Genomic DNA, 26,513 nt, shown 5'->3' on the forward strand with positions numbered 1-26,513 from the left:
CACATGAGTGTTACAGAAATTCAACTTTTCCAGATTCTAAAGGCTAAACTCGGAGAGCAAGAGGCTGAGCAGTTGGTTTCTTTTGTAAAAGCCGAGGTTAAATCTGAATTTGATAATAAACGTGAGGTTTTAGCTACTAAAGAAGATATAGCTAGTATGCAGAAAACAATATATGTTGTAGGGTTAATTCAATTTTTAGCCATTATTGGATCTGTAATAGGAATTGTAAATTTTATGATTAAATAATTCTTTTTATTTTACTATCGATATCTTATCTATCCATATCGTTACAATCCATCAAACGTTTGCGTAAAGGCAGCTTCCCAAACTCTTAACCTTATTCTGACCGGTTTCATTAACTTAGGTTTATGAAGTTTTTATCAGTGATATTAATAATGGGTTTAGGCTTAACAAGTGCCGCGCAGGATGTAAGTTTAGACCTTCAGAAGCCAAAACTACCAAACAGCGAAACCCTAAACAAACAATGGGAAAACACCGCAAACGCGTTAAATATTAGCTTCGCCAATAGCAATCAAAGGTTTGCGAAAGAAGTACCCCCAACGGTCTCCATTCAAAACTCATGGAATACCTCAGCCTGGAAAGGTGAAAAAATACACACCCAAATACTACTTTGGACCAAAAGCAACAGGGCTAATGTAAGTATACAACTGTTTGATCTCAAAGATCCAAAAGGCAACAGCATTAAAAAAGAAAACCTTAGCGCCGGTATCATTAAATATGTCATTACCGATGAGTTTAGAAATGGTTGCGGCTACCGTAAAGCTGCAGATTTTGATTCATCGTATGTTGCTGATCTGATCGATACAAAAACAACTAACATAACCATAAATGCTAAAAATACACAACCAGTTTGGTTAAGTATAAAAGTTCCATTTGCTACAAAAGCCGGAATTTACGCTGGAACTATAAAAGTCAAAGCAGAAAAAGAATACAGTTTACCCATTAAAATTGAGGTTCTTGACAAAACTTTACCCGCTCCATCCCAATGGAAATATGACCTCGATTTATGGCAGCATCCGGCAGCAATCGCCCGTGTACATCAGGTGAAATTATGGAGCGAAGAACATTATGCCCTAATGAAACCTTATTATGAGATGTTAGCCAATGCCGGGCAGAAAACCATTACGGCTAGCATTGTAAACGAGCCCTGGGGTCACCAAACTTACGATGATTACCCAAGTTTAATCAAGTGGACAAAGAAAAAAGATGGCAATTGGATTTATGATTATAGTCTGTTTGATAAGTATGTGGCTTTCGTGATGACTACAGGCATTAATCAGCGCATTAATTGTTATAGCATGGTACCATGGAAAATTGCTTTTACCTATTGGGATGAAGCAACCCAAAAAGAAACTGTATTTACCGAAGCGATCGGTACACCTGCATATGATGCCTTTTGGAAAACTATGCTTACTGATTTTACTCAACACTTAAAAGCAAAAAACTGGTTCCAGAAAACATATATTGCTATGGACGAACGTCCGATGAAGGCCATGCAGGCGGTGATTAAATTGCTAAAAAGTGTTGATCCGCAGTGGAAGATCGCTCTAGCAGGAGAATATCACCAGGAAATAGAAAAAGACATCGATAATTATTGCATTGCATCCAGATGGGAATTTCCTGCTGATGTATTGCAGAAGCGCAACAAAGCAGGTAAAACCAGTACGTGGTACACCTGTTGTACCGAACCTTATCCAAATGCTTTTAGTTTTTCTTCCCCGGCAGAACAGGTATGGATGGGCTGGTACACGGCCAATAAAAATATGGATGGTTATTTGCGCTGGGCCTACAATAGCTGGACAAAAAATCCATTAAACGATACCCGTTTTACCGCCTGGCCTGCAGGCGATACCTATATGGTTTATCCAGGCCCCTTAACCTCTGTTCGTTTCGAAAAAATGATCGAAGGTGCACAGGATTTCGAGAAAATTAAACAACTACAAGCACTTTATATCAAAAATAAAAATACAGCTGCACTTGCCGGGTTAAATAAAGCTTTAACAAAGTTTGAAATCAAATCTCTATCAACCATTACGGCAGATGAAGTATTACAAAGTGTAAAACCACTATTAAATAAATAAAATGAGGCTTAAATTTTTTTTGCTTGCCCTGCTGATTTCCCTTATCTATTACAAACCAATATATGCACAAGGTGATAACAATATTAAATGGTTCAATCCACAGGCCAATAGTTACGCAACATTAAAAGGGAAAGTATGGCAAAATGTCGATAGCGTCAATTATTATGCGCGGCTACCTACAGGATCCGAGAAAGATGTACGTAAAGAAGTATGGGATTTGGCCAAAAATACCGCAGGCGAATACATCGATTTTAGCACCACAGGACAGAAAATCGTGGTGAAATACCTGCTTAAGGGAGGGAAAAGTTTAGATAATATGCCAACATTGGGCGTAAGCGGAGTCGATTTATATGCAGAGGATAATTATGGTAACTGGCATTGGATGAAAGCGGCGTATAGTTATAGAGATACAGTTACTTACAGTTATGCAAATTTCGACCAGAATGTAAAAATCAAGAAATTTCGTTTGTATCTGCCTCTATATAATACACCAAAATGGTTAAAAATAGGAGTGGGTGTAAATGATCAATTTGCGGTAGAAGAAGCTAATGATAAAACACCCTTGGTGTTTTATGGTACCTCTATTATGCAGGGTGCGAGTGCAAGCAGACCGGGTATGGCCTGGTTGAATATTCTTGGACGGAAATTGGGGCTCCCAGTTATTAACCTGGGCTTTTCTGGCAATGGCCGGTTAGAAACACCATTGATTGATTTAATGAACCAGACAGATGCAAAACTTTTCGTGCTCGATTGCCAGCCCAACCTGCACGATAAAAAAGTGTATCCTGCAGAAGAAATCGAGAAGCGCATTACTGCCTCAGTACAAAGCTTAAAAACAAAACACCCTAATACGCCCATTTTACTGGTTGAACATAGCTCTGGCCTGACTAATGTGAATCTGGATACAGAATTAACAGGCAGATACATCTGGACTTCTCAGATCTTATATAAAACCTATCAAAAATTAAAGCAATCAGGTGTTAAAGATCTTTATGTTTTAACCGCAAAAGAGATCGGTTTTACTGATAACAGTACCATTGATGGTACGCACCCTAACGATTTTGGTATGATGCAATATGCCGATGCTTATGAAAAAAGCATCCGCAAAATTTTAATGGATAGAAAATAGGCTTACTCATCTTTAATTTACCTTAATAAACAGCTAAAATGCTTTATGGATCGATGTTAATCAAAACTTAATTTTAGGTGCGAAACAATTTAATGAGAAAATTAATATTTACATCGGCCATAATGGCTTCGTTTATAGCAAACGCTGTAGCACAAAGTAATACTATAAAACCGCAGAATACTATTGAGGTTTTACCAAGTGATAGTAAGGCCGTCATTATTGCAAAGGCGAGCCACGTAGGGCCAACCCCCAATCAATTAAGCGCTTTAAAAAACGAATTTATTGCATTTATCCATATCGGTCCGAATACCTTTACCAGGATGGAGTGGGGAAATGGTAAGGAAGATCCTAAAGTTTTCGACCTGAAAGAGCTGCACACCGACCAATGGTGTCAGTCCATGAAATCTGCAGGTATGAAAATGGTAATCATTACTGTAAAACATCATGATGGTTTTGTGCTCTGGCAGAGCCGTTATACCAAACACGGCATCATGTCTTCCGGTTTTGAAGATGGCAAAGGTGATATTTTGAAAAACCTCTCAGCATCATGCAAAAAGTATGGTTTAAAACTGGGCATTTATTTATCTCCTGCTGATTTATATCAGATTGAAAATCCTGATGGCTTATATGGCAATTTGAGTAAAATAACCACCAGGACCATCCCAAGGGAAATAGTTGGCCGCCCATTTATAAACAAAACTAAATTTAAATTCGAAGTTGATGATTATAACGAATATTTTCTGAACCAGTTGTTTGAAGTATTAACAGAATACGGTCCGGTTGATGAAGTTTGGTTTGATGGTGCGCATCCTAAAACCAAAGGTGGCCAGAAATACAATTACGCTGCCTGGAAAAAGCTGATCCATACTTTAGCGCCAAAAGCAGTAATTTTTGGGAAAGAAGATATCCGTTGGTGTGGAAACGAAGCCGGGGGAACCCGCGAAACCGAATGGAATGTTTTACCCTATAGCGCGGATCCTGATACAGCAGCACATTTTCCGGATATGACGGCCAAAGATTTAGGCAGCGATAACGAACTTTATAAAGCGAAATACCTGCACTATCAACAGGCCGAAACCAATACCTCAATAAGAGAAGGCTGGTTTTATCGTGATGATGAAAAACAAAAAGTACGCAGTGCCGATGATGTTTTTGATATTTTCGAACGTTCAGTAGGAGGTAATTCTACCTTTTTGCTCAACATTCCGCCAAACCGGAATGGAAAATTCGCTGATGAAGATGTAAGCGTACTGAATGAAGTAGGTAAGAGGATTAACGAAACTTATAGTAAAAACTTGCTCGCAGGTGCAAAAGGCGCAAAACAAGTGCTTGATCAGGACTTAAATACTTTTATTTTACTTACTGATCAACAAAAAAGTATAGAAATTAACACGCTTAAACCAGTTACCGTAAACCGGATTGTTTTACAGGAAGATATTGCCAGCCACAGCGAACGCGTAAAAGAGCATCAGTTAGAAGCGTGGATCGATAATAAATGGCAAAAAATTGCAGCAGGAACTAATATCGGGTATAAACGGGTTTTACGTTTTCCTGAAATTACGACTTCAAAGTTGCGGTTAACCATTTTATCATCGAGGGCTAATCCTGCAATTGCTACCATATCGGCACATTATTACCGCACCCGTCCACCGCAGTTACAATTTACCCGGGATATAAACGGTTTAACCACCATTTCTCCAAAAACGCATGAATTTGGCTGGAAACCCCACGGAGAAAACGCTACGGCCAATTTGAATAAAGGCATCGAAATTTATTATACTACTGATGGGAGCATACCTGATGCATCAGCTAAAAGGTATATCTCTCCAATCGAAGTTTTAAAAGGCGAAATAAAGGCGATAGCCATTACCAATAAAGAAAAAGGACCTCTGGCATCAGAATCATTTGGTTTAGCGAAAAAGAACTGGAAACTATTAACTACTGATAGTGATGATGCAAAACATGGTGTAGCAATGGCATTTGATGCTAAAAAACAAACTTACTGGCTTTCAAATGCAAACCACGATCAACATTACATTGCGGTAGATTTGGGCAATACACATCAATTAACGGGCTTTATTTATACGCCACCTACCGATTTTGCTGATGGAATGCTAGAAAAAGGAATACTACAAACCAGCAGCGATGGTAAAAATTGGAAAGATATAGAAAACTTCGAATTTGGTAACCTGGTTAACGATCCCACACCAAGAACACATTATTTTAAAAATGTAATTTCAACAAAATATGTACAGCTAAAAGCAACTACAATTGCAGGCAATAAAAAGACACTTGCCATTGCTGAACTTGATTTTTTGGAGAAATAAAAAACAACTTTAAATCCAATTTAATTTTATTTAGCACTTTATACTTTAAATTCCGCCATTAAGCAGCGGAATTTTTTATTTTTGAATTATTATGGAAGAACAACAAAACGAAAATCAGCTAAACATAGAGTTATCAGAAGAAATTGCAGAAGGAATTTTTTCTAACCTCGCCATTATTACCCACTCGAATACCGAATTTGTATTGGATTTTATCCGCGTAATGCCCGGAATACCCAAAGCGAAGGTAAAATCGAGGATTATTTTAACACCCGAACATGCAAAGCGCTTATTATCAGCGTTGGAAGATAACATTCAGAAATTTGAGACCGTAAATGGCCGGATTAAAGCACAGGAAGAACCACCTTTCCCGATGGGTTTTGGCGGACCAACTGCGCAGGCCTAGTGCAAATAAAATTCTTACAAACAAATATTTGTTTACTATGTTAGCATAGTATATATTTGTGATATAACCATTTATAGATGAAAAAAATTTTATTGAGCGTATTACTTTCTGCCCCACTTTGGGTTTTGGGGCAGGGTTTCCAGGTTAATTTACAAGGTCAGAAACAAATTGGTATGGCAGGTGCAGGTTCTGCATTGGCTTTAGATGAGGCTTCTGTATTTTACAATCCCGGTGCAGTAACTTTCTTAGAGAAAAACTCAGTTTCCGCAGGTGTAAACCCATTATTATTTAAATCGGCTTTTAAACAAAGCGGTTCAAATGTTACCGAAAATGTAAAGAACAAAATTGCTCCTCCCTTCGAATTTTATGCCGTTTGGGGTCCGAAATCAAATAAGTGGAAGCTCGGACTGGGTGTTTATACGCCATTTGGTGGTTTGGTAGACTGGGGCGATAACTGGTCTGGTAAATACGCTTTAACCTCTCTAAATTTAAAGGCAATTTATTTCCAACCTACTTTAAGTATTAAAATTACCGATCGTATTGGTATTGGAGCCGGTTTTGTTTATAACCATGGCGAGGTAAACCTTCAACGCGCACTTCCTGTAAACTATCCTGACGGCCGTTCAGGTCATGTTACCTTAGATGGTACGGGAACAGGTTATGGATGGAATGCAGGTTTATACATAAAAACATTAAGCAATATCTCTTTTGCCATTGTACATAAATCGAAAGTAATTACCAAGTTAGATGGTGGCACAGCTGATTTTCAGGTTCCAAAAGCTTTGGAAGGATCTTTCCCTCCTGGAAATACATTTAATGCCGAGTTACCTTTGCCGGCAACCACTAGCTTAGGTGTTGGTATCCCATTGTCAAAAAGTACACTTTTAGCATTCGATGCGAGCTGGGTACAATGGCATGTTTATCAGGATTTAACTTTCAATTATGCTCAGCCTGTTAACGGCTCATCACAAACTAAATCTGCCCGTAATTATCACGATGGCTCATCATTTAAATTAGGTATTAACCACCAGGCATCAGAAAAATTAGCTTTAAGAGCCGGTGTAGGTTATGCTTTTTCTCCGGTACAGGATGGTTACGTAACACCAGAAGCACCAGATGCTGATCGTTACATCCTGAGTGCAGGTTTAGGTTATACACCAACCCGTCATTTCGAAGTGAATGCATCTTTCTTCTTTGAAGATGTAAAATCACGTAAACAGAAAAATATCGAAACAGGTTTAGATGGTACCTTTAAAACTTTGGTTTATGCACCAGGTCTTTCATTAACTTATAAATGGTAGGAGAAATTACAATGAAGAAATATATATTAAATAGTTTCGTAGCTGCCGCCATCCTTTTTACAGCAGCCTGTAAACCAGAAATTGAAACACCTGCAGGTACAACTGCCGGACAAGCTAATTTTAGCAAATACATTGCTGTTGGTAACTCTTTAACTTCTGGTTATGCTGATGGAGGTTTATATTTAGAAGGGCAAAAGGTAGCTTATCCAAATTTAATTGCTGCTAAAATGACTTCGGTTGGTGGCGGGGCATTTACCTCTCCGTTTTTTACTGAAGAGCATTCAAATGGTTCAGGTTATATTACTTTATCTGCACTGGTTAACGGTACGCCAACATTAACTCCTGTAGTGGATAAATTAGCTATAAGAGATGCAGCTAAACACTTAGATAAATACAGCGGCGAAATCCAAAATTTAGGTATCCCTGGTATGCGTGTAGATTTATCTTTCGACCCAAGCCTTACTTTTAGCGCTGCTAACCCATTTTTTGAACGTTTGTTAACCGATGCTGAGGTAGGCAAGACCAATTATTTTCAGTATATCCAAAAAAGAAACCATACTTTTTTCTCGCTTTGGTTAGGAAATAATGACGTATTGGGTTATGCAACAAATGGTGCCGTTACTACTCCTGGTGATCCTACCACGGTGTTAACGGATAAGGTAACATTTTCAACATTATATTCTAATTTATTAGATGCATTAACTGCTGGCGGTCAGAAAGGTATTGTGGCTACCATTCCGGATGTAACGGCTGTTCCATATTTTAATACCGTTACGCCTGCGGCTTTATTAAAAGCGGCTCAGGCAATCAATCCTGCTGCACAAGCTGTATTTATCCAAACAGGAACAGGTGCGGTAAGGGCGGCAACTTCAGAAGATTTAATCCGTTTGCCATTCCAATCAGCTGGTTTATTTGGTGTAGGTGCCATTCCTTACGGTTTACATCCTTTAAATCCTATTACCAGCAATTGGGTGCTGGATAAAGATGAAGTAGTAAAAGTGAAAGATTATGTAAACAGCTACAACAGCAGCATTAAATCTTTAGCTACAAGTAAAGGTTTAGCCATTGCAGATACTTATGCCTATTTTAATCAGGTTAAAACTGGAATGATGATACAAGGAGTTGGTATCAATGCTGCATTTATTAGTGGGGGCGCATTCTCTTTAGATGGCATCCATTTAACGCCACGCGGAAATGCCGTAATTGCCAATGTATTTATTGATGCCATTAATGCAAAATATGGTTCTACTATTCCTTCAATTGATATTACACAATATAGAGGTGTAAAATTTCCTGACCCGAAATAATTGATATTGATAAAAAGAGGCTGTATCAGTAGAGGTTTATCATCCTGAGCTTGTTAAAGGACTTGTTTAATGCTTTTCAAGGTGTTTCGACAAGCTCAACATGACAACCTTTGAGTTGAAAATCACCTTTACGATACAACCTCTTTTTTATTTATTGCCTATTTTACTTGCTATAAAATCAAAAACTTCTGAGCGTTGTTCAGGTTCGAACCAATTAATCTCCTCATCTCTTCTAAACCAGGTAAGCTGGCGTTTTGCAAAGCGACGGGTATTTTGTTTAATGGCAGCTATAGCCTCATCTAACGATAACTTTCCATCAAAATAATCAAAAATTTCGCTGTAACCCACAGTATTTAAGGCATTATACTGTTTAAATGGCGTTAAAGATTTTACTTCATCCAATAAACCATTGGTAACCATCTGATCTACCCTTTGATTGATCCTGTTATATAAAACAGCTCTATCCGTGTTAAGGCCGATTTTGATAATGTTAAATGGCCTTTCTTTTTTGGTGGCCGATAACATAGAAGAAAGTTTCTGTCCTGTTGATAAGAAAATTTCCAGCCCCCTGATCATTCTCTGTGGGTTATTTTGATCTACCTTAGCAAAATATTCTGGGTCTAAAGCTGTCAACTGTTCCTGTATTGCTGCTAAACCTTCTTCTTCAAACTGTTTATTTAATTTTTCCCTGATCGATAAATCAATATCAGGCATTTCATCCAGGCCGTTTAGCAAAGCATTTACATATAAGCCAGAGCCGCCAACCATAATCGCCAGATCGTGCTTTTCGAAAATTTCTTCAAGTGTTTTTAATCCTTCTGTTTCAAAATCACCTGTACTGAACAGTTGTGATACCGAATGGGAATCGATAAAATGATGTTTTGCCGCTGCTAATTCTTCTGCATCGGGCTTAGCGGTACCTATTGCCATTTCCCTGAAAAACTGACGCGAATCTGCTGAAATAATCTCTGTGTCAAAATGCCGGGCTACCTGGATGGCCAAAGCCGTTTTGCCTATTGCGGTAGGGCCAACAATAGAAATTAAAGTTTTTTTATGGGGCATAGTGGCATTTGTATAAAATAAAAGCTGTCAATTTTATTTGACAGCTTTCTAAAACATTGAAAATATTATTTCCGATTAATAGTCGTCTTTATGGCTATCATCTTCGAAGTTATCACCGTCCGAAAATTCATCGCCAAACTCATCTTCTTCACTTTCCTCTTCTTCATCTCTTTCTTCCTCGTTAATGCCCATTTCGCCCATGGCTTCCAGTTCGTCTGTATCTTCGGGCACAAAATTCATTTCATTTAAGAAATCGAACTCACTTGCGGCTCCGCCAACAGCTGCACCTGGATCGGCAATAGGGGCATTGCTGCTTTCGAAAATTTTAGGCGCTTCACCACTGCTTTTGGCCAAAAATGGATATTCGATATTAGGATCGGCATCCAGGATGATTTTTACAAGTTCTACATGGAAATCATAAGGACGGTCAAAATTATAGATATAGTAAAATTTCTGGTGCGGATCTTCAATAAAACCACTTAATTTTGAGTTTTCCATTAAAACTACACGGTCTTTTTTACGTTCACTGGGTAAATAAGCAATTTCATCACCTTTTAACCAGTTATCGGTGCTTACGTAAAAAGAGGAAGATTTTTCGGCATTGTAACCTGTAGATCGGTGGATAGCCTTATGCAGGTCTTCAAATGTTTGGTTTGATTTAATGTCGATCTCTCTCACAACATCATCAAAATCTTCGAAAGTAATTCTAAATTTATAAATAGCCATTATTGTATTTTGGAACCGTAAAAATAAAGTTAATTTATAATTACCACAAATACCAAATGCCATAAAAGACATCCTAATTTTGTGGTTGGGCAATTAAATTATTTATTAACAGGATTTAATCCCATTTGTTTTGCCTGATTGAGCATAAAATTGAATGCTTCCTGGTAATCGTTTGTGATTTCGCCCTCTAGTATTGCCTCGCGGATGGCATTTTTGATCAGGCCAACTTCTTTCCCTGCCTCAAGTCCGAAAGTTTCCATAATATCGTTACCGGAAATAGGGGGCTGCCAGTTTCTAATTTTGTCGCGTTCTTCTACATCTTTCAGCTTTTGTTTTACGAGCTCAAAGTTGTTTCTGTATTTTGTTTTTTTGTACTCGTTTTTAGTGGTTACATCGGCATTGCAAAGTGTCATCAGGCTTTCAATTTCTTCACCTGCATCAAAAAGTAACCTCCGTACTGCCGAATCTGTAACAATTTCCTGTGCCAGCACAATCGGCCGTAAATGAAGTTGCACCAGTTTTTGCACATATTTCATTTTTTCGTTTAAAGGAAGTTTCAGCTGTGCAAAAATTTTCGGTACCATACGCGCACCGCGGTCTTCATGTCCGTGGAATGTCCAGCCGTGGCCTTCTTCAAAACGTTTGGTGGCTGGTTTGGCAATGTCGTGTAATATTGCAGCCCAGCGCAACCATAAATCGTCGGTATCTGCGCAAATGTTATCCAGTACCTCTAAAGTATGGTAGAAATTATCTTTGTGGCCTTTGCCTTTAATGATTTCTACCCCATAAAGCTGTGCCATTTGCGGAAAAATGAGGTGCAACAAGCCGGTATCAAAAAGATGTTTAAAACCTACCGACGGTTTTTTAGATAAGATGATTTTATTCATCTCATCGGTAATCCGTTCTTTTGAAACAATACTGATGCGCTGTTTTTGCGTTTTAATAGCGTTAAGTGCAGCAGGATCGATATCAAAATTAAGTTGTGATGCAAAACGGATCGCCCGCATCATGCGCAAAGGGTCATCAGAAAAGGTTATTTCCGGATCAAGCGGGGTACGGATCAGTTTATTTTCTAAATCCTTAATGCCATCAAAAGGATCTAAAAGTTGGCCAAAATGATCGGCATTTAAATTAATGGCCAGTGCATTGATGGTAAAATCCCTGCGGAGCTGATCATCTTCTAAAGTACCGTCTTCAACAATGGGTTTGCGCGAATCTGATCGGTAAGATTCTTTCCTGGCGCCTACAAATTCGACCTCTAAATCCTGATATTTAATATTTGCCGTACCAAAATTCTTAAATATGGCCACTTTGGTACTTAATTTTCGGCCTACAGCTTCTGCATATTCGATTCCGCTGCCTACCACCACCACATCAATATCTTTTGATGGACGGTTTAAAAATAAATCGCGTACAAAGCCCCCAATTACATAAGCTTCGGTATTGTTCTTATCGGCAATGGTTGATAAGGTTTTAAATATGGGGTTTTGTAGGTGAACCCCTAAATCCCCTGAAGTGGACTTGGGGTTCCCTTCGTTTAAATCAGACTGCATATATAAGGGTAATTCAATTGTTCAAAATTAAGCAAAACATTTGGTCGATAAAGACTATTTGGAGTTAAAAGCCCCTCAAGGGGTTGGGGTTTATCGCCGGATAAACTCAAACTGCCCGCCGGGAGAAAGTTTCATAATCGTCGACGGTTTTCTGCTGGTTCGGTTTTCCTGTTCAAAGTCTACTACATAATCAACTGCATCAATAATTTCCGGATCAATATCATCAAAGAATTTTGGCGAAGGCTGCCCGCTTAAATTAGCCGAAGTTGATACGATTGGTTTTCTGAACCGCTGGATTAATGGTGTACAGAAATCGTGTTTAACAATCCTGATACCCACGCTGCCATCTGCATTGATTACATTTTGGGCCAGGTTTTTGGCGTCCGAGAAAACGATGGTTAGTGGATTTTCTGCATATTCAATTAAATCGTAAGCTACATCTGGTATTTCGGCAATATAACTTTGCAGTTTACTATCTACATCCAATAAAACGATTAAACTTTTTTCGGTCGGTCGGTTTTTTATTTTAAGCAATTTATCTACCGCTTCAGCATTGGTGGCATCGCAACCCAAACCCCAGATGGTATCGGTAGGGTAAAGGATCACGCCGCCTGACTTTAATACTTCAAAAGCTTTGTTAATCTCGTCTCTTAGCATGGTGCAAAGTTAATTTATTCAGAGGAAGTTAAATAATGTTAATGCGTGATATTCTTTACTAAGTTTCATTGGGCTTTGCGAAGGAAAAAGCATCGAAAATCCAGCGAAGATTAAGCTTGTGAAATAATTTCTTGTAATCGTAACATATTCTTTATCTTTTGTTTACTTCTGTTAATATGTTTTAATCTAATAAACTAGTATTTTAGTGATAGGTTATTAAATAAAACATAAAAATGAAACACACACTTAAATGGGCAATGCTATTTACGATCGTAATGGCATTTACCAGCTGTATGACCATTCTTACAGCATCAGATTACGACAAAAAGATTAATTTTTCTAAGTTAAAATCCTTTGCTTACTACGAAAAGGGAATTGAACATTTGGAATTAAACAACCTCGACAAGCCCAGGATGTTAAATGCCCTTGAAACTGCCATGGCCAAAAAAGGCTTTACTAAAGCTGGCCGACCAGATTTTTTAGTTAATGTAGCGGTTTTAAGTAGTATTAAAGCGAGGGCCGATTGGGGTTATAGTGGAGGCGGTTATCAATGGGATGCAGCTTCATCTTCGTACCAGTGGAGAGATTCACAGTTTGGACCGCTTAACAGCAGCAAGCAATATCAGTCTGGTACCATTATCATTGATTTTTTGAATCCCGAAACCAAAGCCATTATGTGGCACGGAATAGGATCGGGTTTTAATTTTGATGATTATGAAAATAGAGAAGAACGGATAAATTCTGCTGTAAAACAGATCCTAGCGGAATATCCACCACTTTACTAATTGTTGCATTTAATCCAATTGTAAAATATTTAGTCATAGATACATAGCGTTAAAACATAATCAAATAGAAATCGTTGTACAGATAACAATCTGATTGTAAAAAATGTTAAATGATTTCCGTTTGATTTTCAGAATCGTTATATTTATGTCAGGTTATTTATACAACAGCGCACAAAAATGAGAACAGCACAAAAATTATTAATGCTTTTTACAGTGGTATTGGCATTAGCAGGATGTACAACACTCCGCACCGCATCAGATTATGATAAAAATGTTGATTTAAGCGGTTACAAAACTTACAATTTTTACGATAAAGGTATTGAGCGGGTTAAACTGAACAACCTTGATAAACGCAGGTTAATGGCTGCTGTGGAGGCAGAAATGAACGCCAAAGGATTTACCAAAGCTGCAAAGCCTGATTTATTGGTGAATTTGGTGGTAGTTGCCAGAGAAAAAACTGATGTTTACGGTCCAGGTTACTACGGTGGCTGGGGTTGGGGCTGGGGTGGCTGGCGAGGTGGCTGGGGCGGCGGCGGAACCTACGTAAACCAATATATTGAAGGAACAATTATAATCGATTTCTTAGATCCAGGCAAAAAGATTTTATTCTGGCACGGACAGGGATCAGGTTTTAACCTGGATAGCTTTAATAAAAGAGAACAACGTTTATATACCGGCGTAAAAGAAATATTGGCACAATACCCATCCGTAGGTACTGTAGCTAAATAAACAATAAAACTAAGCTAATAACAAAAGGGCTGTTGAATTTTTAAAGAAATTCCAGCCCTTTTTTGCGTTTTTAGCTATATTTCTTAGTTGTTACGATAGTCTGTCCCAATTTAAACCTGACATTCGCGGAAAGCCCGGAATCCGATCCTTCATCGGATGAGGACTTGCAGCATTGGTAGGAGTAACGGCTGATAGCAGCACTAACCCTGCTTTTCAAATATGAAACTAATTTCTGCAAATCGCCCTGCATAAACATTAAAGCACTTGGCTTACAATACAGATCCTTCACTGCGTTCAGGATGACAATGAACGGAGAACCGACATTTACCTGTAAATGGTGAATATTGAAGCAGGTAACTGTCTCAATTTAAACCTGACATTCGCGGAAAGCCCGGAATCCGATCCTTCATCGGATGAGGACTTGCAGCATTGGCAGGAGTAACATTTAATAGCAGCACTAACCCTGCTTTTCAAATATGAAACTAATTTCTGCAAATCGCCCTGCATAAATATTAAAGCACCTTGCCTTTACGATACAGATCCTTCACTGCGTTCAGGATGACAATGAACGGAGAACCGACATTTACCTGTAAATGGTGAGTAGTAGAGAAGGTAACTTATTAAAGGGTTAAATAGCAATCCATTAATTGCTGCGTAACAAGAGGGGCGTTGAATTTTTGAACAAATTCCAGCCCTTTTTCCACCATCTCTTTTTGGAGTTGAGGATTTTCCAGGATTTGATTAATTGCCTTTGCCAGTCCATGTGCGTCACCTGGCGAAATATACAAACTATTAGGTCCACCGGCTTCTTCTAAGCACGAACCTGTTGCCGCAACTACAGGAATACCCGAATATAAAGCCTCGATAATGGGAATGCCAAAACCTTCGTAAAATGAAGGATAAACAAAAACATCGGCCATTTGGTAAATGCCTGGCAAGTCGGCAAAGGGAATGTTTTTTAAGAATAAAATCCTGTTTTTTAGTCCAAGTTTCTCAATTTCCTTTTCTACAGTTTTAAAATAAGCGGTTTGTTTACCAATAACGACTAGTTTATAATCTTCGTTAACCTCTTTTAAAGCCTGAATAGCTAATTTAAGGTTTTTACGGGTTTCAATGGTACCAACGTTTAAAATGTATTTTTCGGGTAATTTATAAGTCGCTTTAATACGGCTTAAAGTTGCTGTAGCAAAAGGAGTTTTAAAACTATCGTCGCAACTTTGGTAGATTACCTCTATTTTTTCGGGATTGATACCATATAAATTGATAATATCTTCCTTGGTTTTTTCGCTGATGGCGATAATTTTATTTGCCCTTTTACAGGCCGATTTACTTTTCCATTCGTATAATTTCCGGTCAATAAATTTATAGTATTGTGGATAACGGAGAAAAATTAAATCGTGAATGGTAACAATAGATTTAATGTGGGTATGTTGGATGGCTAAGGGTATTTCGTGACTTAAACCATGAAATACCTGAACTTCATCACGCACAAGGTCTTTTAAGATGTTTAAACTTCTCCAAAGAAAAGTACCATTTTTGGGTAATTTGAGTTCGATATTTTCTTTTTCAAGAAAAGCATCAATCTGTTTGGCCTGTTTTACTTTTGGCGAATAAATAAGATACTGATTTTGGGGAAACTGATGCGCCAAATGCTCAATTAAAGACCGGCTGTAGTTGCCCAATCCGGTTAAGTTGTTGGCCGCACGCTTGCCATCGTATCCAATTTTCATTAAAGGTTTAAGGTTAAAGGCATAAGGTATAAGGCTTGGGATGTGACCTTACACCCTAAACCTTACGCCTTTCAACAAATTTTACACCGCTACATTATTTTCTCTCAACGCATCGTTAAGCGAAGTTTTCTTATCTGTACTTTCTTTACGTTTTCCGATAATTAAAGCACAAGGAACCTGAAATTCGCCTGCTGGGAATTTTTTAGTATAACTTCCAGGGATAACTACCGAACGTGCAGGAACAATACCTTTATATTCTACCGGAGTTGGGCCGGTAACATCAATAATTTTGGTTGATGCAGTTAATACCACATTAGCACCTAAAACAACTTCTTTCTCTAGTTTAACACCTTCAACAACAATTGCCCTTGAACCCAAAAAGCAATCATCTTCGATAATTACCGGAGCAGCTTGTACTGGTTCTAACACACCACCAATGCCCACACCACCACTTAAGTGTACGCGTTTACCAATTTGTGCACAAGAACCAACAGTAGCCCAGGTATCAACCATTGTACCTTCATCAACATAAGCGCCAATGTTTACGTACGATGGCATCATGATTACGCCCTTAGCCAAAAACGAACCGTAACGTGCGCTTGCCATTGGCACAACACGTACACCAGTTGCTTTATAGTCAGTTTTTAATTCCATTTTATCATGGTAAACAAACGGACCGCTTTTAATTTCTTTCATCTCGCGAATCGGGAAATATAAAATCACTGCCTTTTTTACCCATTCATTAATGCCCCAAGAGTTTAAAACTGGTTCAGCAACGCGGATTTCACCTTTATCTAAACCTTGAATAACGGTTTCGATGGCTTCGCAATAGTTGCTATATTGTAAAAGAGTTCTGTCTTCCCAGGCGGCTTCAATTAATTTCTTTAAATCTGAATACATGATGTTTTTAAATTTTACGCAAAATAAATCAATTTTTGTTTATTAAAGGGCTAATTGTTTAAATTGTTTGTTCCGTTTAGTGTAAAAGATTGTTAAATTGTTAGGATTGCTGCCAGTGTAAAAACATTTTAGAGATTGTTGCCGGTAACGATTTAACAATAAAGCAATAAAACAATTTAACAATTCTTTACTTTTGAACCTTTATGACAGAGACAGAAAAACTTAGGATAGATAAATATTTATGGGCAATCAGGTTATTTAAAACCCGGAGCCTTGCTACTGATGCATGCAAAGCCGGAAGGGTGAAACTGAAAGGCCAGAATATTAAACCTTCGGCTATTGTGAAAGTGGGGGAAGTTTATCAGGTATCGAAAGGAATTGAAAAGAAAATCATAGAAGTAGTTGAACTTTCTTACAACAGAACTGATTCGCCAACTGCACTAACAAAATATAAGGATTTAACACCTGTTGAAGACACACATGCCTTTAAATCGATGTTCCACGCACCAAGCTTAAAGCGCGACAGGGGTACGGGCAGACCGACTAAAAAAGACAGGCGCGAAACAGATGACCTGATTGGCGGGATGTTTGAAGAGGAATAGTTGTTAGTCCAAATTCTTGAGTCCAAAGCCGGTAGTCTGTTCTGCTTATCACTATAGACTCAAAACTAAAATACTCAATTCCCTTTCTCAAGTCGGAAATCGCTGGTCGACTCATGACTCAAGACTATAGACTGAAGACTAAAATGCCTCATTCTATAACTCATCATGGCTGTTTTACCCAGTTTTTCGATCAGTTTATAATTAGCAACAGCACCAACTGCTGCACCAACAAATGGAAGCATTTGTGCAAGTTTCGCCAAATCAATATAGTCGCGGTATTGCTGCTGGAAGGTGAGCCAGTCAAATTCATCTATATTGGTGGGTAACTGATGCGCTTTATCGTCCCAATTCTGCATTTTAAAGAATACATGCTGACTCTCTTCTTTGCTTGAAAATGCCAGCTGAAAAATGTGTAAAATGTATAAACGTTCGCGGTAATCTTTTACATCGTATCCGTACACAGCGGCAATATCGAAAAGCATTTTCATTTTTATGCCCAGCAAAAGCGGGAAATCTGCCAGGCTCATTAAAAAACCTCCGGCACCTGTAATTCCACCTTCAGCAGCGCCGGTTTTTTTATAATTATCTATTTTTTGCTTCACCAGGGCTTCGCGGTGCATTAATGTTAGGTTGGTAACTGGTTTAGATGTGGTAAATGTTGAACCAAAAAGTACCGCTTTTACCATCTGTTTAATGGCTGTAGTAATAGCACTGTGTACCTTATCGGGGATATAGCTGTTTATTTTCTTTTGAACTTTATCGGTTACTTTATTAAAAAGAGAAGGTTTTTGCAAGGTTTTAAACTTCCAGAAATCCAGTTCGTTGTTCATTTTTTGTTCGTAGGTCATGTTTATTTACCTGCAATAATTATTCCTTAAAATTTAACACAAATAAACTATGGAAAATCAAAATTAAACTATATATTTAGTTTACCTAATTAAAACTTAATCTTTTCATTATGAAAGCCTTAAAATTATTATGCTTACTGGTGTTGGCCGCGGGAGCGGTTAGTGCCCAAGGTGTGAAATTTTCTGCCGATAAACCTGTGGCAGGAAGCAAAGTTACTTTTACGTACGACCCAAAGGGAACCAACCTCGAAAACCTGGCTGATGTAAAATGTACCGGTTTTACTTTTTTTTCCAAAACCAATCCTAAAAATGCCAAAATAGAACTGGTTAAAGAAGGTGCTATTTATAAGGGTGAAATTTCTACAGCCGATAGTGTAACCCTTGTTGGACTTGCTTTCGCGGTGGGTGATAAGAAAGATGAAGCACCGGATGGTTATATTTTAGAGTTTACAAAAGCCGGTAAAGTGCCGGCAGAGGCTTATCTGAATAAAGCTTTTTTATATGGATTGGCGGGAAATTATTATCTCGGGCTTACCAGCGATCCCGAAAAAGCCATTGCGAATTATAAACAGGCTTTTGCTTTAAAACCGGAACTGAAAAAGAAAAATTTAAACCAATACCTATCGTTAGCGTATAAAGCTGATAAAGAAAACGGTACCAAACTAATTAATGAAAATATTTCCAGGTTATCAAAAATAAAGCATCCACAGGAGGATGATCTTAGTGGTACCGTAGGTTTATATTCGTTGTTGAAGAAGAAAAATCAGGCCGATTCGGTAAAAGCAATTTTGCTAAAAAAATACCCGACCGGAAATTTTGCCTGGGGAGAAGATATGAACACCCTTTATGGCACAAAAGATTTTGTAGTACAAGAGAAAAAGGCAACAGATATGATTGCCAAATTTAAATTTGATGCCAGCAAAAAAACAGATGCAGATAAGTTAAATGCAATATATGGTATTTTGGCAAACACAGCCATACAGGCAAAAAATACCGAAAAATTTGAGCTTTATGCCGGTAAAGTGAGTAATAAGCAAAGCAAGGCAAATCTGTATAATTCTTTCGCCTGGCCATCGGCTGAGAAAAATGAGAATGTAGATTTAGCTACAAAACTATCTAAGCAATCGCTAAGCTTACTAGAAGAAGCAAAAAATGGCGATATACCAGTTTATTTTGCTTCAAAAGAATCTTTTCTGAAATCTTTGGATCAATCGTATGGCATGTACGCCGATACTTATGCATTGTTACTTTACCGTCAGGGTAATTTTAAAGATGCCCTTGCCGTACAGGAAAAAGCATTGCCACTCTATGGTACAGTGCCACCTGATGTATCAGGCCGTTATATTACGTACCTCATTAAAGAAGGACAAAATGATAAAGCTTATGGTGAAGCCGAAAAACTAATTAAGGATGGAAAAGCTACAGATTCGTTAAAAGCTGATTTTAAGAGACTTTATATCACTTTAAAGAAAGAAGGTACTTACGAAACCTATATTGCCAATTTAGAAAAAGCAGCATTTGAAAAAGAAAGGGCCGAGTGGACAAAAAAAATGATCAATATGCCGGCGCCAGCGTTCTCTCTAACCAATTTAAAGGGCGAAAAAATCAGCTTGGCCAGCCTAAAAGGAAAGATTGTGATTTTAGATTATTGGGCAACCTGGTGCGGCCCATGTGTGGCCTCTTTTCCAGGTATGCAAAAAGCGCTGGCAAAATATTCAAACAACCCTAATGTGGTGTTTTTATTTGTAAATACCTGGCAAACTGAAGATAATAGAGAAAAGCTGGTTACAGATTTTATTGCCGAAAAGAAATATAATTTCAACGTGCTTTACGATACAAAAAATGAGAAAGATCCTTCAAAATTTGATGTAGTAAGTGCTTATAAAGTTGACGGAATCCCGACCAAGTTTGTAATCGATGGAGATGGAAATATCAGGTTTAAAGCGGTAGGTTTCTCTGGTTCCGATGATGGTGTAGTGAAAGAAATAGATGCCATGATCGGATTATTGGCGCCTAAAGAGGCAAGTAAATAAGAACCTTTTTTACACCTCGTGTTGAGTAAGGTCGTCATTGCGAGAAATCTTTTTTAGCCAGCGAAGCAATCTTACAACGATCGCTGCCTGGCGTACGCTTTAAGATTGCTTTCTCCTAAAACGGGACTAGCTGTGCCTCGCAATGACGATTTTTTATTTAGATATTTTTATTGTAACTTCTTAATAATCTACCCGCATCGCAGAGGTTTCCCATAATTTAAAAGCCGACAAAGCCTCGTCCCGCATCATTTGGATTACCGGTAAGCTCCTTTTTTCCATTGGTTTATCCAGCTCTTCGTAAATAAATTTGTCGCTAAAGCCAATATTTTCGGCATCTGCCTTGGTATTCGCATAATAAATAGTATCAATTTTTGCCCAATAAATGGCACCTAAACACATGGGGCAGGGCTCACAACTGGTATAAATTACACAGCCACTTAAATCAAAAGTATTCAATTCCGTACAGGCCAGCCTAATGGCCGAAACCTCTGCGTGTGCCGTAGGATCGTTGGTTGAGGTTACCTTGTTGGCCGATTTAGCAATCAATTTACCATTTTTTACCACTACAGCACCAAACGGGCCACCTATGCTTTCGCTTACATTTTTTACAGATAAGTCGATTGCCATCTGCATATATTCCTGATGTTGATTCTCCATGTTGATTTTATTAATATCCTGGCCGTTAAAATTTCCAAAATAACAGCACAAAAAAAATGCCCCGATTTATACGGGGCATCCTGATTTAAATATCTTTTTGCTTATTTTTTGCTGTATTCTGCGTTTAAGCCTTTAATTACTTCCGAAGTTACATCTAAACTTTCATCAGCAAATAAAATAGTGCTGTTACCTTTAGAGTAAGTTAAAACCATTTTATAACCTTTTTCTTTAGCATAACCTTTTAAATACTGAGCAACTTTATCATACAACTTTTCGTTTTCGGTAGCCTGCTCATTTTGCAAAGCGCCACCAGCATTTTGCTGATAAGTTTGTAATTCCTGTTGTTTACGTGCTAAACGCTCTTCGGTGCTTTTGCGTTGATCGGCAGATAAAGTAGAAGCCGATTGTTGATATTGAGCAACCTCTCTTTGAAAAGCCTGACCTTTAGCCTGCATATCTGCTTGTGCATTTTTGGTCTTTCCTTCAAATTTCACTTTAAGGTCTTTAAAGTATTCATATTTCGTAAGTAACGAATCTGAGTTTACATATACAATTTTCTCTGTTGGAGAAACTGCTGCAGTAGTCTCTGTCTTTTTAGTTTCAGTAGTTTTAGTGTCTTTGTTCTGGCATGCAGAGAAAGCAGTTATTAAAGTTGCTGTTGCAAGTAAACCAAAGGTTTTAAAGGTTCTTCTTTCCATTATTGTTTAATAAATTTTAGCAAACTTATATAAATTAGTTTTGATATGCAATTTAAAGAAAGGCCTATTGCGATACAAGGGTGTTTTTGCCTTTGGCGCTAAGCGTTAAGCGTTTAATTTGCCCAAGGTTAAATGCATCAGGCTAAAGATTCAATCTAATAGTTGTGTTTTGAAAAGCTAGCACAGTGTTTCAAACGATTGTTATTCCCGCTTTCCGCTTTATTTCATGTTCGCTTCCATCGGGTTTAGGTGGCACGGCAGGTGCTACTATCTGGGGTTGCAGGGCGGCAATCGCAAATTTCAGATCACGAAACGTTCCTGCGCAACGAAAACGACAATTTTGCAATTGGCTACCCATGAACCTTCACTGGCGGCACGGGTTGTGTTAAAATCAACCTGTTTGCCGTTCTATCGGAAACGTTTGGGATGTAATTCGTTCATATTTACCACTATTTTGGCCACCTAAACCCGAAATGAATCCCGGCGTAAAGTCCCACCGTGTAGGTAGATTTTTTTAATAGTTTGGGCATTTTGCCAACTAACATTAATAAAGCACAGCTTTTAACCAAGGACGCTGTCAATCCCAAGCACCTGGGAAATCAAAAAAACAATTGCAGTTCAGGTAAATTGGCAGTAACAAACCTGAAACACAGTGGTTTTGTGTTCATAAACGATGGTTTAAGTTTTTTAAAAAATATCGAACACATAACGAAGTGCCGCTATTTTTTGATGCACAGGGGGACTGTGAAAAGGCTCATTGCTGGATTAACAAAGCACTTTGGGTACTTTGGCGCTCCAAAATACCATGGCTCCGCGGCAAAGAGCGGCAGATGAATATTATAATTAATTATGTCCACACGGTAGGACGTAAAGTCGGGAGTAGTGGAAAGCAGGAGGAGGCACTGATCAGAATGCAGGTTTTGCTTTCCAAAACTTCATTTAAACCTGTTTTAATCCCTTTAACAGTAATCTCTTAACAGCTCAAAACTTATCCACATATTAGTTTAAATGCCAAAATTTCCGTATTTTTGATACTTATTGTTTTTAATTAAAATATGAGCGAAGAACAGGATTTAAAGTCAAATTATTCGGCAGATAATATACAGGTTTTAGAAGGTTTAGAAGCGGTGCGAAAGCGCCCTTCAATGTATATAGGTGATACTGGTGTAAAAGGTTTACACCATTTGGTTTACGAGGTTGTAGATAACTCTATTGATGAGGCTTTAGCCGGTCATGCAGATACAATCGACGTTCGCATTTTAGAAGGCAACTCCATCAGGGTTGAAGATAACGGTCGTGGTATTCCAACCGGGATTAATACAAAAGAAAATAAATCGGCACTGGAAATCGTAATGACGGTTTTACACGCCGGTGGTAAATTTGATAAAGATACTTACAAAGTTTCGGGTGGTTTGCACGGTGTGGGGGTAAGTTGCGTTAACGCATTATCTACCGATTTAAAAGCTGAAGTACATCGTGAAGGTAAGATCTGGATGCAGGAGTATAAAATTGGTGTTCCGCAGTATGATGTTAAAGAAGTTGGAACTACCGATAAACGTGGTACCATTGTAACATTCACTCCGGATGATACCATTTTTACCCAAACTACTGAATACAAATACGATACGTTGGCTGGCCGTTTACGCGAGTTATCTTTCTTAAATAAAGGGATTAAATTAACCTTAACCGATGAACGCGAGAAACTGGATGACGGTTCTTATTTTTCGGAAACTTTCCATTCAGAAGGTGGTTTAAAAGAGTTTGTTGCCTTTTTAGATGATACCCGTACTTCTATTTTGGCTGAGCCAATTTATATTGAGGGAATCAAAAATGGTGTTCCTGTTGAGCTGGCTTTCCAGTACAACGATAGTTACTCTGAAAATGTTCACTCTTATGTAAACAACATTAATACCCATGAAGGTGGTACACACATTGCCGGTTTCCGTAGGGGTTTAACCCGTACTTTAAAAAACTATGCCGATAAGGAAGGTTTGTTAAAGAACGTAAAAATGGAAATTACCGGTGATGACTTCAGGGAAGGTTTAACCGCAGTGGTATCCGTAAAAGTACAAGAGCCGCAATTTGAAGGTCAAACCAAAACCAAACTGGGTAACAGTGAGGTAATGGGATCTGTTGATGTTGCAGTTGGAGAAGCGCTGGGTAATTACCTGGAAGAGAATCCTAAAGAGGCTAAAATGATTATCAATAAGGTAATCTTAGCGGCTACGGCACGTGCAGCGGCTCGTAAAGCGCGCGAAATGGTGCAACGGAAGAGCGTAATGGGTGGTTCAGGTTTACCTGGTAAACTGGCCGATTGCTCTGATAGTGACCCGGAAAGATGTGAGATTTACCTGGTTGAGGGTGACTCAGCAGGTGGTACTGCTAAACAAGGTCGCGATCGTAATATTCAGGCTATTTTACCATTAAAAGGTAAGATTCTGAACGTTGAGAAGGCAATGGAGCATAAGATCTATGAAAACGACGAGATTAAAAACATGTTTACAGCTATTGGGGTGAGTATTGGTACGCCAGAGGATAATAAAGCATTAAACATGACTAAATTGCGTTACCACAAGATTGTAATCATGACGGATGCGGATATCGACGGTTCGCACATTACCACATTAATCTTAACTTTCTTTTACCGTTACATGAGGGCGTTAATCGAAGCTGGTTATGTTTATATTGCTTCGCCACCACTTTATCAGGTTAAAAAAGGTAAAGAGTTTGAATATTGCTGGAATGATGTACAACGCGATGCGGCAGTACAACGTTTAAAAGGGGCAGGTAAAGAAGATAGCGTGCATATTCAGCGTTATAAAGGTTTGGGTGAGATGAATGCTGAACAATTGTGGGAAACTACTTTAAATCCAGCTACCCGTACTTTATTACAGGCAACTATCGAAAGTGCTGCAGAATGTGATCATACTTTCTCGATGTTAATGGGCGATGAAGTTGCTCCACGTAGAGAATTTATAGAGCGTAATGCAAAATATGCGAAAATTGATGCATAGTTGAGCTGAAAGCCCAAAGTTTAGAGCTGAATATATAACCCTCTTCAAGTTAAAAATCTTGAAGAGGGTTTTTTATTTTTTATGAAATTAACTTTAAATTTTATATACATAATTATCCTATGTATATAATTTTTTATATATTTGATTTATGGCAGTGAATAATGAATTATTTAAAGGCACTTTGCAAACCATTATTTTAAATCTTTTATCAGAAAATGAGAAGATGTATGGTTATGAGATTACCCAAAAGGTAAAAGCAATTACCCAGGGCGAGTTAATGTTAAAGGAGGGCGCATTATATCCGGCTTTACATAAACTGGAGGCAGAAGGTTTGTTGGAAACTACAACTGAAGTGGTAGAAAACAGGGTGCGGAAATATTATTCTTTATCAAAAAACGGAGAGAAAGAAGTTGTAAATAAACTGCAGGAAGCCAAAGATTTTATTGCCCAGTTACAGTTATTGTTAAACTTAAAACCAGCAATTTAAATGGTATTAACGAGTCAACAGCATCAGCAAATTAGAAATTACATTTTTGATGCGCCTAAATACACGGAAACCTACAACGAAGTTTATGATCATATTGTAAACGCCCTCGAAGATAAAGAGGAGGTTTATAGCATTGAGCTGGTTACCGGGATTGTGAATGGCGATTTTGGAGGTTTTAATGAAATTAGGAGACAGGAGGAGCTTTATCAAAAACAGATCAATAAAAAATACGCAAAGCTTTTTCTTACAGAACTTGCAGATTCATTTAAATGGCCTTGTTTATTAAGCAATGTCGCCAACCTGATGCTGTGTTTTTGTATTTATTGGAGTAGTACCAACTCGTCTTTTAATACAAAACCGATGATGATTGCTATATTTTCTTGTTTTATGCTAATCACTATTTATATGTACAGCCAAATGTGGATTCGCAAAACGAGAAACAAAAAATATTCAATTTTCGACAACTCTTCAGGTAGTTTATCTACGTTTGGTTTGTTTATCGGAATCTTTGTTTTTAACTGGTTTGTTAGCGATGATAGTTTAATTAGTATAAGTCAGCACAGTAAAGTAATCGTACTCCTTACGTTATATTTTTTCTGTAGTATTTATGTAAGGGCATTCAGGAAATTTTATAAGCAAAAAATTAAAATACTCATTGCTTAAATATGAATTTAACCAAAGAACAACTCGAACAGATACGGGGTTTTATTCAACAAAAGGGCTTTAATTACATTGATGTTCAAATGGAGATTTTAGATCACGTGGCATCATCGGTGGAAGAAAAAATGGAGGCTGATCAACATCTTAAATTTGAGGATGCGGTAGTAGAAACACATCAATCATTTGGTATAATGGGCTTCAATACCATTGCTGATGGCATTACTAATTCAATTAAAGCAAAATATAGCCGATTGTTCTGGCAGAATTTTATATCTGCCTTCGGCTATAAATATGTGTTATTATTATGTTTTTTAATCTTTAGTATTTACAAAATACAAGAGATACTAACTGCAACCAATTATTATCTGTTTCTGGTTCTGGGCATGCTGATCGTATATGGAACGATGATATTTTCTACTATTCAGGTCTCCCGTTATAAAAAATATGTCTCTTTTAAGTCCGGAATTTCGTTCCTCTCCTTGCTGGGGTCTGTTTTGCTTTTTGCTAATCTTGCCGTGGAAGGCACACCTTCTAATTTTACCATCTTTTCTATTCATGTACAATCATTAATTGTGTTGTTTTCAATAGTTTTATTTGTCCTTTTTTTTTATGCGGCTATTAAAACGGCAAAAACCAGCATACGTGAAACAAAATTATTAAAGGAAAAGTATAAATTACTCTATAGTTAATACCTGTCATTTAAGCTGTTTCCACCTTACATTGGAGGTAAATTAATTTTATAACGGTCAGATGGTAACATCTGACTGCACAAACAACAAAGCCATTCACATATGTGAATGGCT

At 37.9% G+C, this 26,513-nt stretch carries 24 protein-coding genes; 15 read left to right on the top strand and 9 right to left on the bottom strand.

The window, feature by feature from the left end; genetic code table 11:
* Window positions 1-3: 3 nt before the first annotated feature.
* The 7 genes from R2R28_RS07030 to R2R28_RS07060 all read left to right on the top strand — a co-directional run bounded on the left by R2R28_RS07030 (window position 4) and on the right by R2R28_RS07060 (window position 8,569).
* The gene (locus R2R28_RS07030) at window positions 4-246 is read left to right on the top strand and encodes a hypothetical protein (protein ID WP_316824981.1); all 243 of its coding nucleotides are present in this window, start codon (window positions 4-6) and stop codon (window positions 244-246) included.
* Between the two features lie 122 nt (window positions 247-368).
* Window positions 369-2,102 (top strand): DUF4091 domain-containing protein, encoded by a 1,734-nt coding sequence (locus R2R28_RS07035; protein ID WP_316824982.1) that lies wholly within the window; start codon window positions 369-371, stop codon window positions 2,100-2,102.
* A 1-nt stretch (window position 2,103) separates the two neighbouring features.
* Window positions 2,104-3,231, top strand: a complete 1,128-nt coding sequence (locus R2R28_RS07040) for an SGNH/GDSL hydrolase family protein (protein ID WP_316824983.1) — start codon at window positions 2,104-2,106, stop codon at window positions 3,229-3,231.
* Between the two features lie 92 nt (window positions 3,232-3,323).
* Window positions 3,324-5,558, top strand: coding sequence for an alpha-L-fucosidase (locus tag R2R28_RS07045; protein ID WP_316824984.1), 2,235 nt, complete (start codon window positions 3,324-3,326; stop codon window positions 5,556-5,558).
* Between the two features lie 91 nt (window positions 5,559-5,649).
* The gene (locus R2R28_RS07050) at window positions 5,650-5,961 is read left to right on the top strand and encodes a DUF3467 domain-containing protein (RefSeq protein ID WP_316824986.1); all 312 of its coding nucleotides are present in this window, start codon (window positions 5,650-5,652) and stop codon (window positions 5,959-5,961) included.
* 77 nt (window positions 5,962-6,038) lie between these two features.
* A complete protein-coding gene (locus tag R2R28_RS07055) occupies window positions 6,039-7,262 on the top strand; it encodes an OmpP1/FadL family transporter (protein WP_316824987.1) in 1,224 nt (407 codons plus the stop codon).
* Window positions 7,263-7,273: 11 nt separating this feature from the next.
* A complete protein-coding gene (locus R2R28_RS07060; protein WP_316824988.1) occupies window positions 7,274-8,569 on the top strand; it encodes an SGNH/GDSL hydrolase family protein in 1,296 nt (431 codons plus the stop codon).
* Between the two features lie 147 nt (window positions 8,570-8,716).
* On the opposite strand, the gene miaA is transcribed toward R2R28_RS07060, so the two are convergent.
* From miaA to R2R28_RS07080, 4 genes are all read right to left on the bottom strand, one after another.
* Window positions 8,717-9,631, bottom strand: coding sequence for a tRNA (adenosine(37)-N6)-dimethylallyltransferase MiaA (gene miaA / locus R2R28_RS07065; RefSeq protein ID WP_316824989.1), 915 nt, complete (start codon window positions 9,629-9,631; stop codon window positions 8,717-8,719).
* Between the two features lie 75 nt (window positions 9,632-9,706).
* Window positions 9,707-10,357, bottom strand: a complete 651-nt coding sequence (locus R2R28_RS07070; RefSeq protein ID WP_316824990.1) for an IS1096 element passenger TnpR family protein — start codon at window positions 10,355-10,357, stop codon at window positions 9,707-9,709.
* A gap of 98 nt (window positions 10,358-10,455) precedes the next feature.
* Window positions 10,456-11,910: a CCA tRNA nucleotidyltransferase gene (locus R2R28_RS07075; protein WP_316824991.1), complete on the bottom strand. Its 1,455-nt coding sequence runs from the start codon at window positions 11,908-11,910 to the stop codon at window positions 10,456-10,458.
* 90 nt (window positions 11,911-12,000) lie between these two features.
* A complete protein-coding gene (locus tag R2R28_RS07080; RefSeq protein ID WP_316824993.1) occupies window positions 12,001-12,567 on the bottom strand; it encodes an L-threonylcarbamoyladenylate synthase in 567 nt (188 codons plus the stop codon).
* 233 nt (window positions 12,568-12,800) lie between these two features.
* Between R2R28_RS07080 and R2R28_RS07085 the strand changes: the two genes are divergently transcribed.
* Together R2R28_RS07085 and R2R28_RS07090 are read left to right on the top strand one after the other, a co-directional pair.
* Complete coding sequence (locus tag R2R28_RS07085) at window positions 12,801-13,352, top strand: DUF4136 domain-containing protein (protein ID WP_316824994.1); 552 nt, start codon at window positions 12,801-12,803, stop codon at window positions 13,350-13,352.
* A 177-nt stretch (window positions 13,353-13,529) separates the two neighbouring features.
* A complete protein-coding gene (locus R2R28_RS07090; protein WP_316824996.1) occupies window positions 13,530-14,081 on the top strand; it encodes a DUF4136 domain-containing protein in 552 nt (183 codons plus the stop codon).
* A gap of 620 nt (window positions 14,082-14,701) precedes the next feature.
* Here R2R28_RS07090 and R2R28_RS07095 read toward each other — a convergent pair.
* Both R2R28_RS07095 and R2R28_RS07100 read right to left on the bottom strand, forming a co-directional pair.
* Window positions 14,702-15,811, bottom strand: coding sequence for a glycosyltransferase family 1 protein (locus R2R28_RS07095; protein ID WP_316824997.1), 1,110 nt, complete (start codon window positions 15,809-15,811; stop codon window positions 14,702-14,704).
* Window positions 15,812-15,892: 81 nt separating this feature from the next.
* Entirely contained in the window at window positions 15,893-16,711 is an 819-nt protein-coding gene (locus R2R28_RS07100) for a 2,3,4,5-tetrahydropyridine-2,6-dicarboxylate N-succinyltransferase (RefSeq protein WP_187593748.1), read from the bottom strand.
* A gap of 203 nt (window positions 16,712-16,914) precedes the next feature.
* Here R2R28_RS07100 and R2R28_RS07105 point away from each other — a divergent pair, with 203 nt between their 5' ends.
* Entirely contained in the window at window positions 16,915-17,313 is a 399-nt protein-coding gene (locus R2R28_RS07105) for an RNA-binding S4 domain-containing protein (RefSeq protein ID WP_316824998.1), read from the top strand.
* A gap of 74 nt (window positions 17,314-17,387) precedes the next feature.
* Here R2R28_RS07105 and R2R28_RS07110 read toward each other — a convergent pair whose 3' ends face one another.
* The gene (locus tag R2R28_RS07110; RefSeq protein ID WP_316824999.1) at window positions 17,388-18,161 is read right to left on the bottom strand and encodes an EcsC family protein; all 774 of its coding nucleotides are present in this window, start codon (window positions 18,159-18,161) and stop codon (window positions 17,388-17,390) included.
* A gap of 110 nt (window positions 18,162-18,271) precedes the next feature.
* Here R2R28_RS07110 and R2R28_RS07115 point away from each other — a divergent pair, with 110 nt between their 5' ends.
* Window positions 18,272-20,194, top strand: a complete 1,923-nt coding sequence (locus R2R28_RS07115) for a TlpA disulfide reductase family protein (RefSeq protein WP_316825000.1) — start codon at window positions 18,272-18,274, stop codon at window positions 20,192-20,194.
* Window positions 20,195-20,374: 180 nt separating this feature from the next.
* Here the strand turns inward: R2R28_RS07115 and R2R28_RS07120 are convergent, their stop codons facing one another.
* Together R2R28_RS07120 and R2R28_RS07125 are read right to left on the bottom strand one after the other, a co-directional pair.
* The gene (locus tag R2R28_RS07120; RefSeq protein WP_316825001.1) at window positions 20,375-20,851 is read right to left on the bottom strand and encodes a nucleoside deaminase; all 477 of its coding nucleotides are present in this window, start codon (window positions 20,849-20,851) and stop codon (window positions 20,375-20,377) included.
* A 101-nt stretch (window positions 20,852-20,952) separates the two neighbouring features.
* Complete coding sequence (locus R2R28_RS07125) at window positions 20,953-21,549, bottom strand: OmpH family outer membrane protein (RefSeq protein WP_025143235.1); 597 nt, start codon at window positions 21,547-21,549, stop codon at window positions 20,953-20,955.
* A gap of 1,055 nt (window positions 21,550-22,604) precedes the next feature.
* Between R2R28_RS07125 and gyrB the strand changes: the two genes are divergently transcribed.
* From gyrB to R2R28_RS07145, 4 genes are all read left to right on the top strand, one after another.
* A complete protein-coding gene (gene gyrB, locus R2R28_RS07130; RefSeq protein ID WP_316825002.1) occupies window positions 22,605-24,563 on the top strand; it encodes a DNA topoisomerase (ATP-hydrolyzing) subunit B in 1,959 nt (652 codons plus the stop codon).
* 148 nt (window positions 24,564-24,711) lie between these two features.
* Complete coding sequence (locus tag R2R28_RS07135) at window positions 24,712-25,050, top strand: PadR family transcriptional regulator (protein ID WP_316825003.1); 339 nt, start codon at window positions 24,712-24,714, stop codon at window positions 25,048-25,050.
* Window positions 25,051-25,713, top strand: a complete 663-nt coding sequence (locus tag R2R28_RS07140; protein WP_316825004.1) for a hypothetical protein — start codon at window positions 25,051-25,053, stop codon at window positions 25,711-25,713.
* Between the two features lie 2 nt (window positions 25,714-25,715).
* A complete protein-coding gene (locus tag R2R28_RS07145; protein WP_316825005.1) occupies window positions 25,716-26,399 on the top strand; it encodes a hypothetical protein in 684 nt (227 codons plus the stop codon).
* Window positions 26,400-26,513: the final 114 nt, after the last annotated feature.

Source organism: Pedobacter miscanthi, from assembly GCF_032678605.1.
Taxonomy (GTDB): Bacteria; Bacteroidota; Bacteroidia; order Sphingobacteriales; family Sphingobacteriaceae; genus Pedobacter; species Pedobacter miscanthi_A.

What these genes read in the sequence shown, in the direction of transcription:
- R2R28_RS07060 (WP_316824988.1), top strand. Translation starts at nt 7,274, where the DNA reads ATGAAGAAATATATATTAAATAGTTTCGTAGCTGCCGCCATCCTTTTT.
- R2R28_RS07055 (WP_316824987.1), top strand. Translation starts at nt 6,039, where the DNA reads ATGAAAAAAATTTTATTGAGCGTATTACTTTCTGCCCCACTTTGGGTT.
- R2R28_RS07135 (WP_316825003.1), top strand. Translation starts at nt 24,712, where the DNA reads ATGGCAGTGAATAATGAATTATTTAAAGGCACTTTGCAAACCATTATT.
- R2R28_RS07095 (WP_316824997.1), bottom strand. Translation starts at nt 15,811, where the DNA reads ATGAAAATTGGATACGATGGCAAGCGTGCGGCCAACAACTTAACCGGA.
- gyrB (WP_316825002.1), top strand. Translation starts at nt 22,605, where the DNA reads ATGAGCGAAGAACAGGATTTAAAGTCAAATTATTCGGCAGATAATATA.
- R2R28_RS07050 (WP_316824986.1), top strand. Translation starts at nt 5,650, where the DNA reads ATGGAAGAACAACAAAACGAAAATCAGCTAAACATAGAGTTATCAGAA.
- R2R28_RS07110 (WP_316824999.1), bottom strand. Translation starts at nt 18,161, where the DNA reads ATGACCTACGAACAAAAAATGAACAACGAACTGGATTTCTGGAAGTTT.
- R2R28_RS07145 (WP_316825005.1), top strand. Translation starts at nt 25,716, where the DNA reads ATGAATTTAACCAAAGAACAACTCGAACAGATACGGGGTTTTATTCAA.
- R2R28_RS07040 (WP_316824983.1), top strand. Translation starts at nt 2,104, where the DNA reads ATGAGGCTTAAATTTTTTTTGCTTGCCCTGCTGATTTCCCTTATCTAT.
- R2R28_RS07035 (WP_316824982.1), top strand. Translation starts at nt 369, where the DNA reads ATGAAGTTTTTATCAGTGATATTAATAATGGGTTTAGGCTTAACAAGT.
- R2R28_RS07105 (WP_316824998.1), top strand. Translation starts at nt 16,915, where the DNA reads ATGACAGAGACAGAAAAACTTAGGATAGATAAATATTTATGGGCAATC.
- R2R28_RS07140 (WP_316825004.1), top strand. Translation starts at nt 25,051, where the DNA reads ATGGTATTAACGAGTCAACAGCATCAGCAAATTAGAAATTACATTTTT.
- R2R28_RS07070 (WP_316824990.1), bottom strand. Translation starts at nt 10,357, where the DNA reads ATGGCTATTTATAAATTTAGAATTACTTTCGAAGATTTTGATGATGTT.
- R2R28_RS07075 (WP_316824991.1), bottom strand. Translation starts at nt 11,910, where the DNA reads ATGCAGTCTGATTTAAACGAAGGGAACCCCAAGTCCACTTCAGGGGAT.
- R2R28_RS07080 (WP_316824993.1), bottom strand. Translation starts at nt 12,567, where the DNA reads ATGCTAAGAGACGAGATTAACAAAGCTTTTGAAGTATTAAAGTCAGGC.
- R2R28_RS07120 (WP_316825001.1), bottom strand. Translation starts at nt 20,851, where the DNA reads ATGGAGAATCAACATCAGGAATATATGCAGATGGCAATCGACTTATCT.
- R2R28_RS07090 (WP_316824996.1), top strand. Translation starts at nt 13,530, where the DNA reads ATGAGAACAGCACAAAAATTATTAATGCTTTTTACAGTGGTATTGGCA.
- R2R28_RS07125 (WP_025143235.1), bottom strand. Translation starts at nt 21,549, where the DNA reads ATGGAAAGAAGAACCTTTAAAACCTTTGGTTTACTTGCAACAGCAACT.
- R2R28_RS07100 (WP_187593748.1), bottom strand. Translation starts at nt 16,711, where the DNA reads ATGTATTCAGATTTAAAGAAATTAATTGAAGCCGCCTGGGAAGACAGA.
- R2R28_RS07045 (WP_316824984.1), top strand. Translation starts at nt 3,324, where the DNA reads ATGAGAAAATTAATATTTACATCGGCCATAATGGCTTCGTTTATAGCA.
- R2R28_RS07030 (WP_316824981.1), top strand. Translation starts at nt 4, where the DNA reads ATGAGTGTTACAGAAATTCAACTTTTCCAGATTCTAAAGGCTAAACTC.
- R2R28_RS07085 (WP_316824994.1), top strand. Translation starts at nt 12,801, where the DNA reads ATGAAACACACACTTAAATGGGCAATGCTATTTACGATCGTAATGGCA.
- miaA (WP_316824989.1), bottom strand. Translation starts at nt 9,631, where the DNA reads ATGCCCCATAAAAAAACTTTAATTTCTATTGTTGGCCCTACCGCAATA.
- R2R28_RS07115 (WP_316825000.1), top strand. Translation starts at nt 18,272, where the DNA reads ATGAAAGCCTTAAAATTATTATGCTTACTGGTGTTGGCCGCGGGAGCG.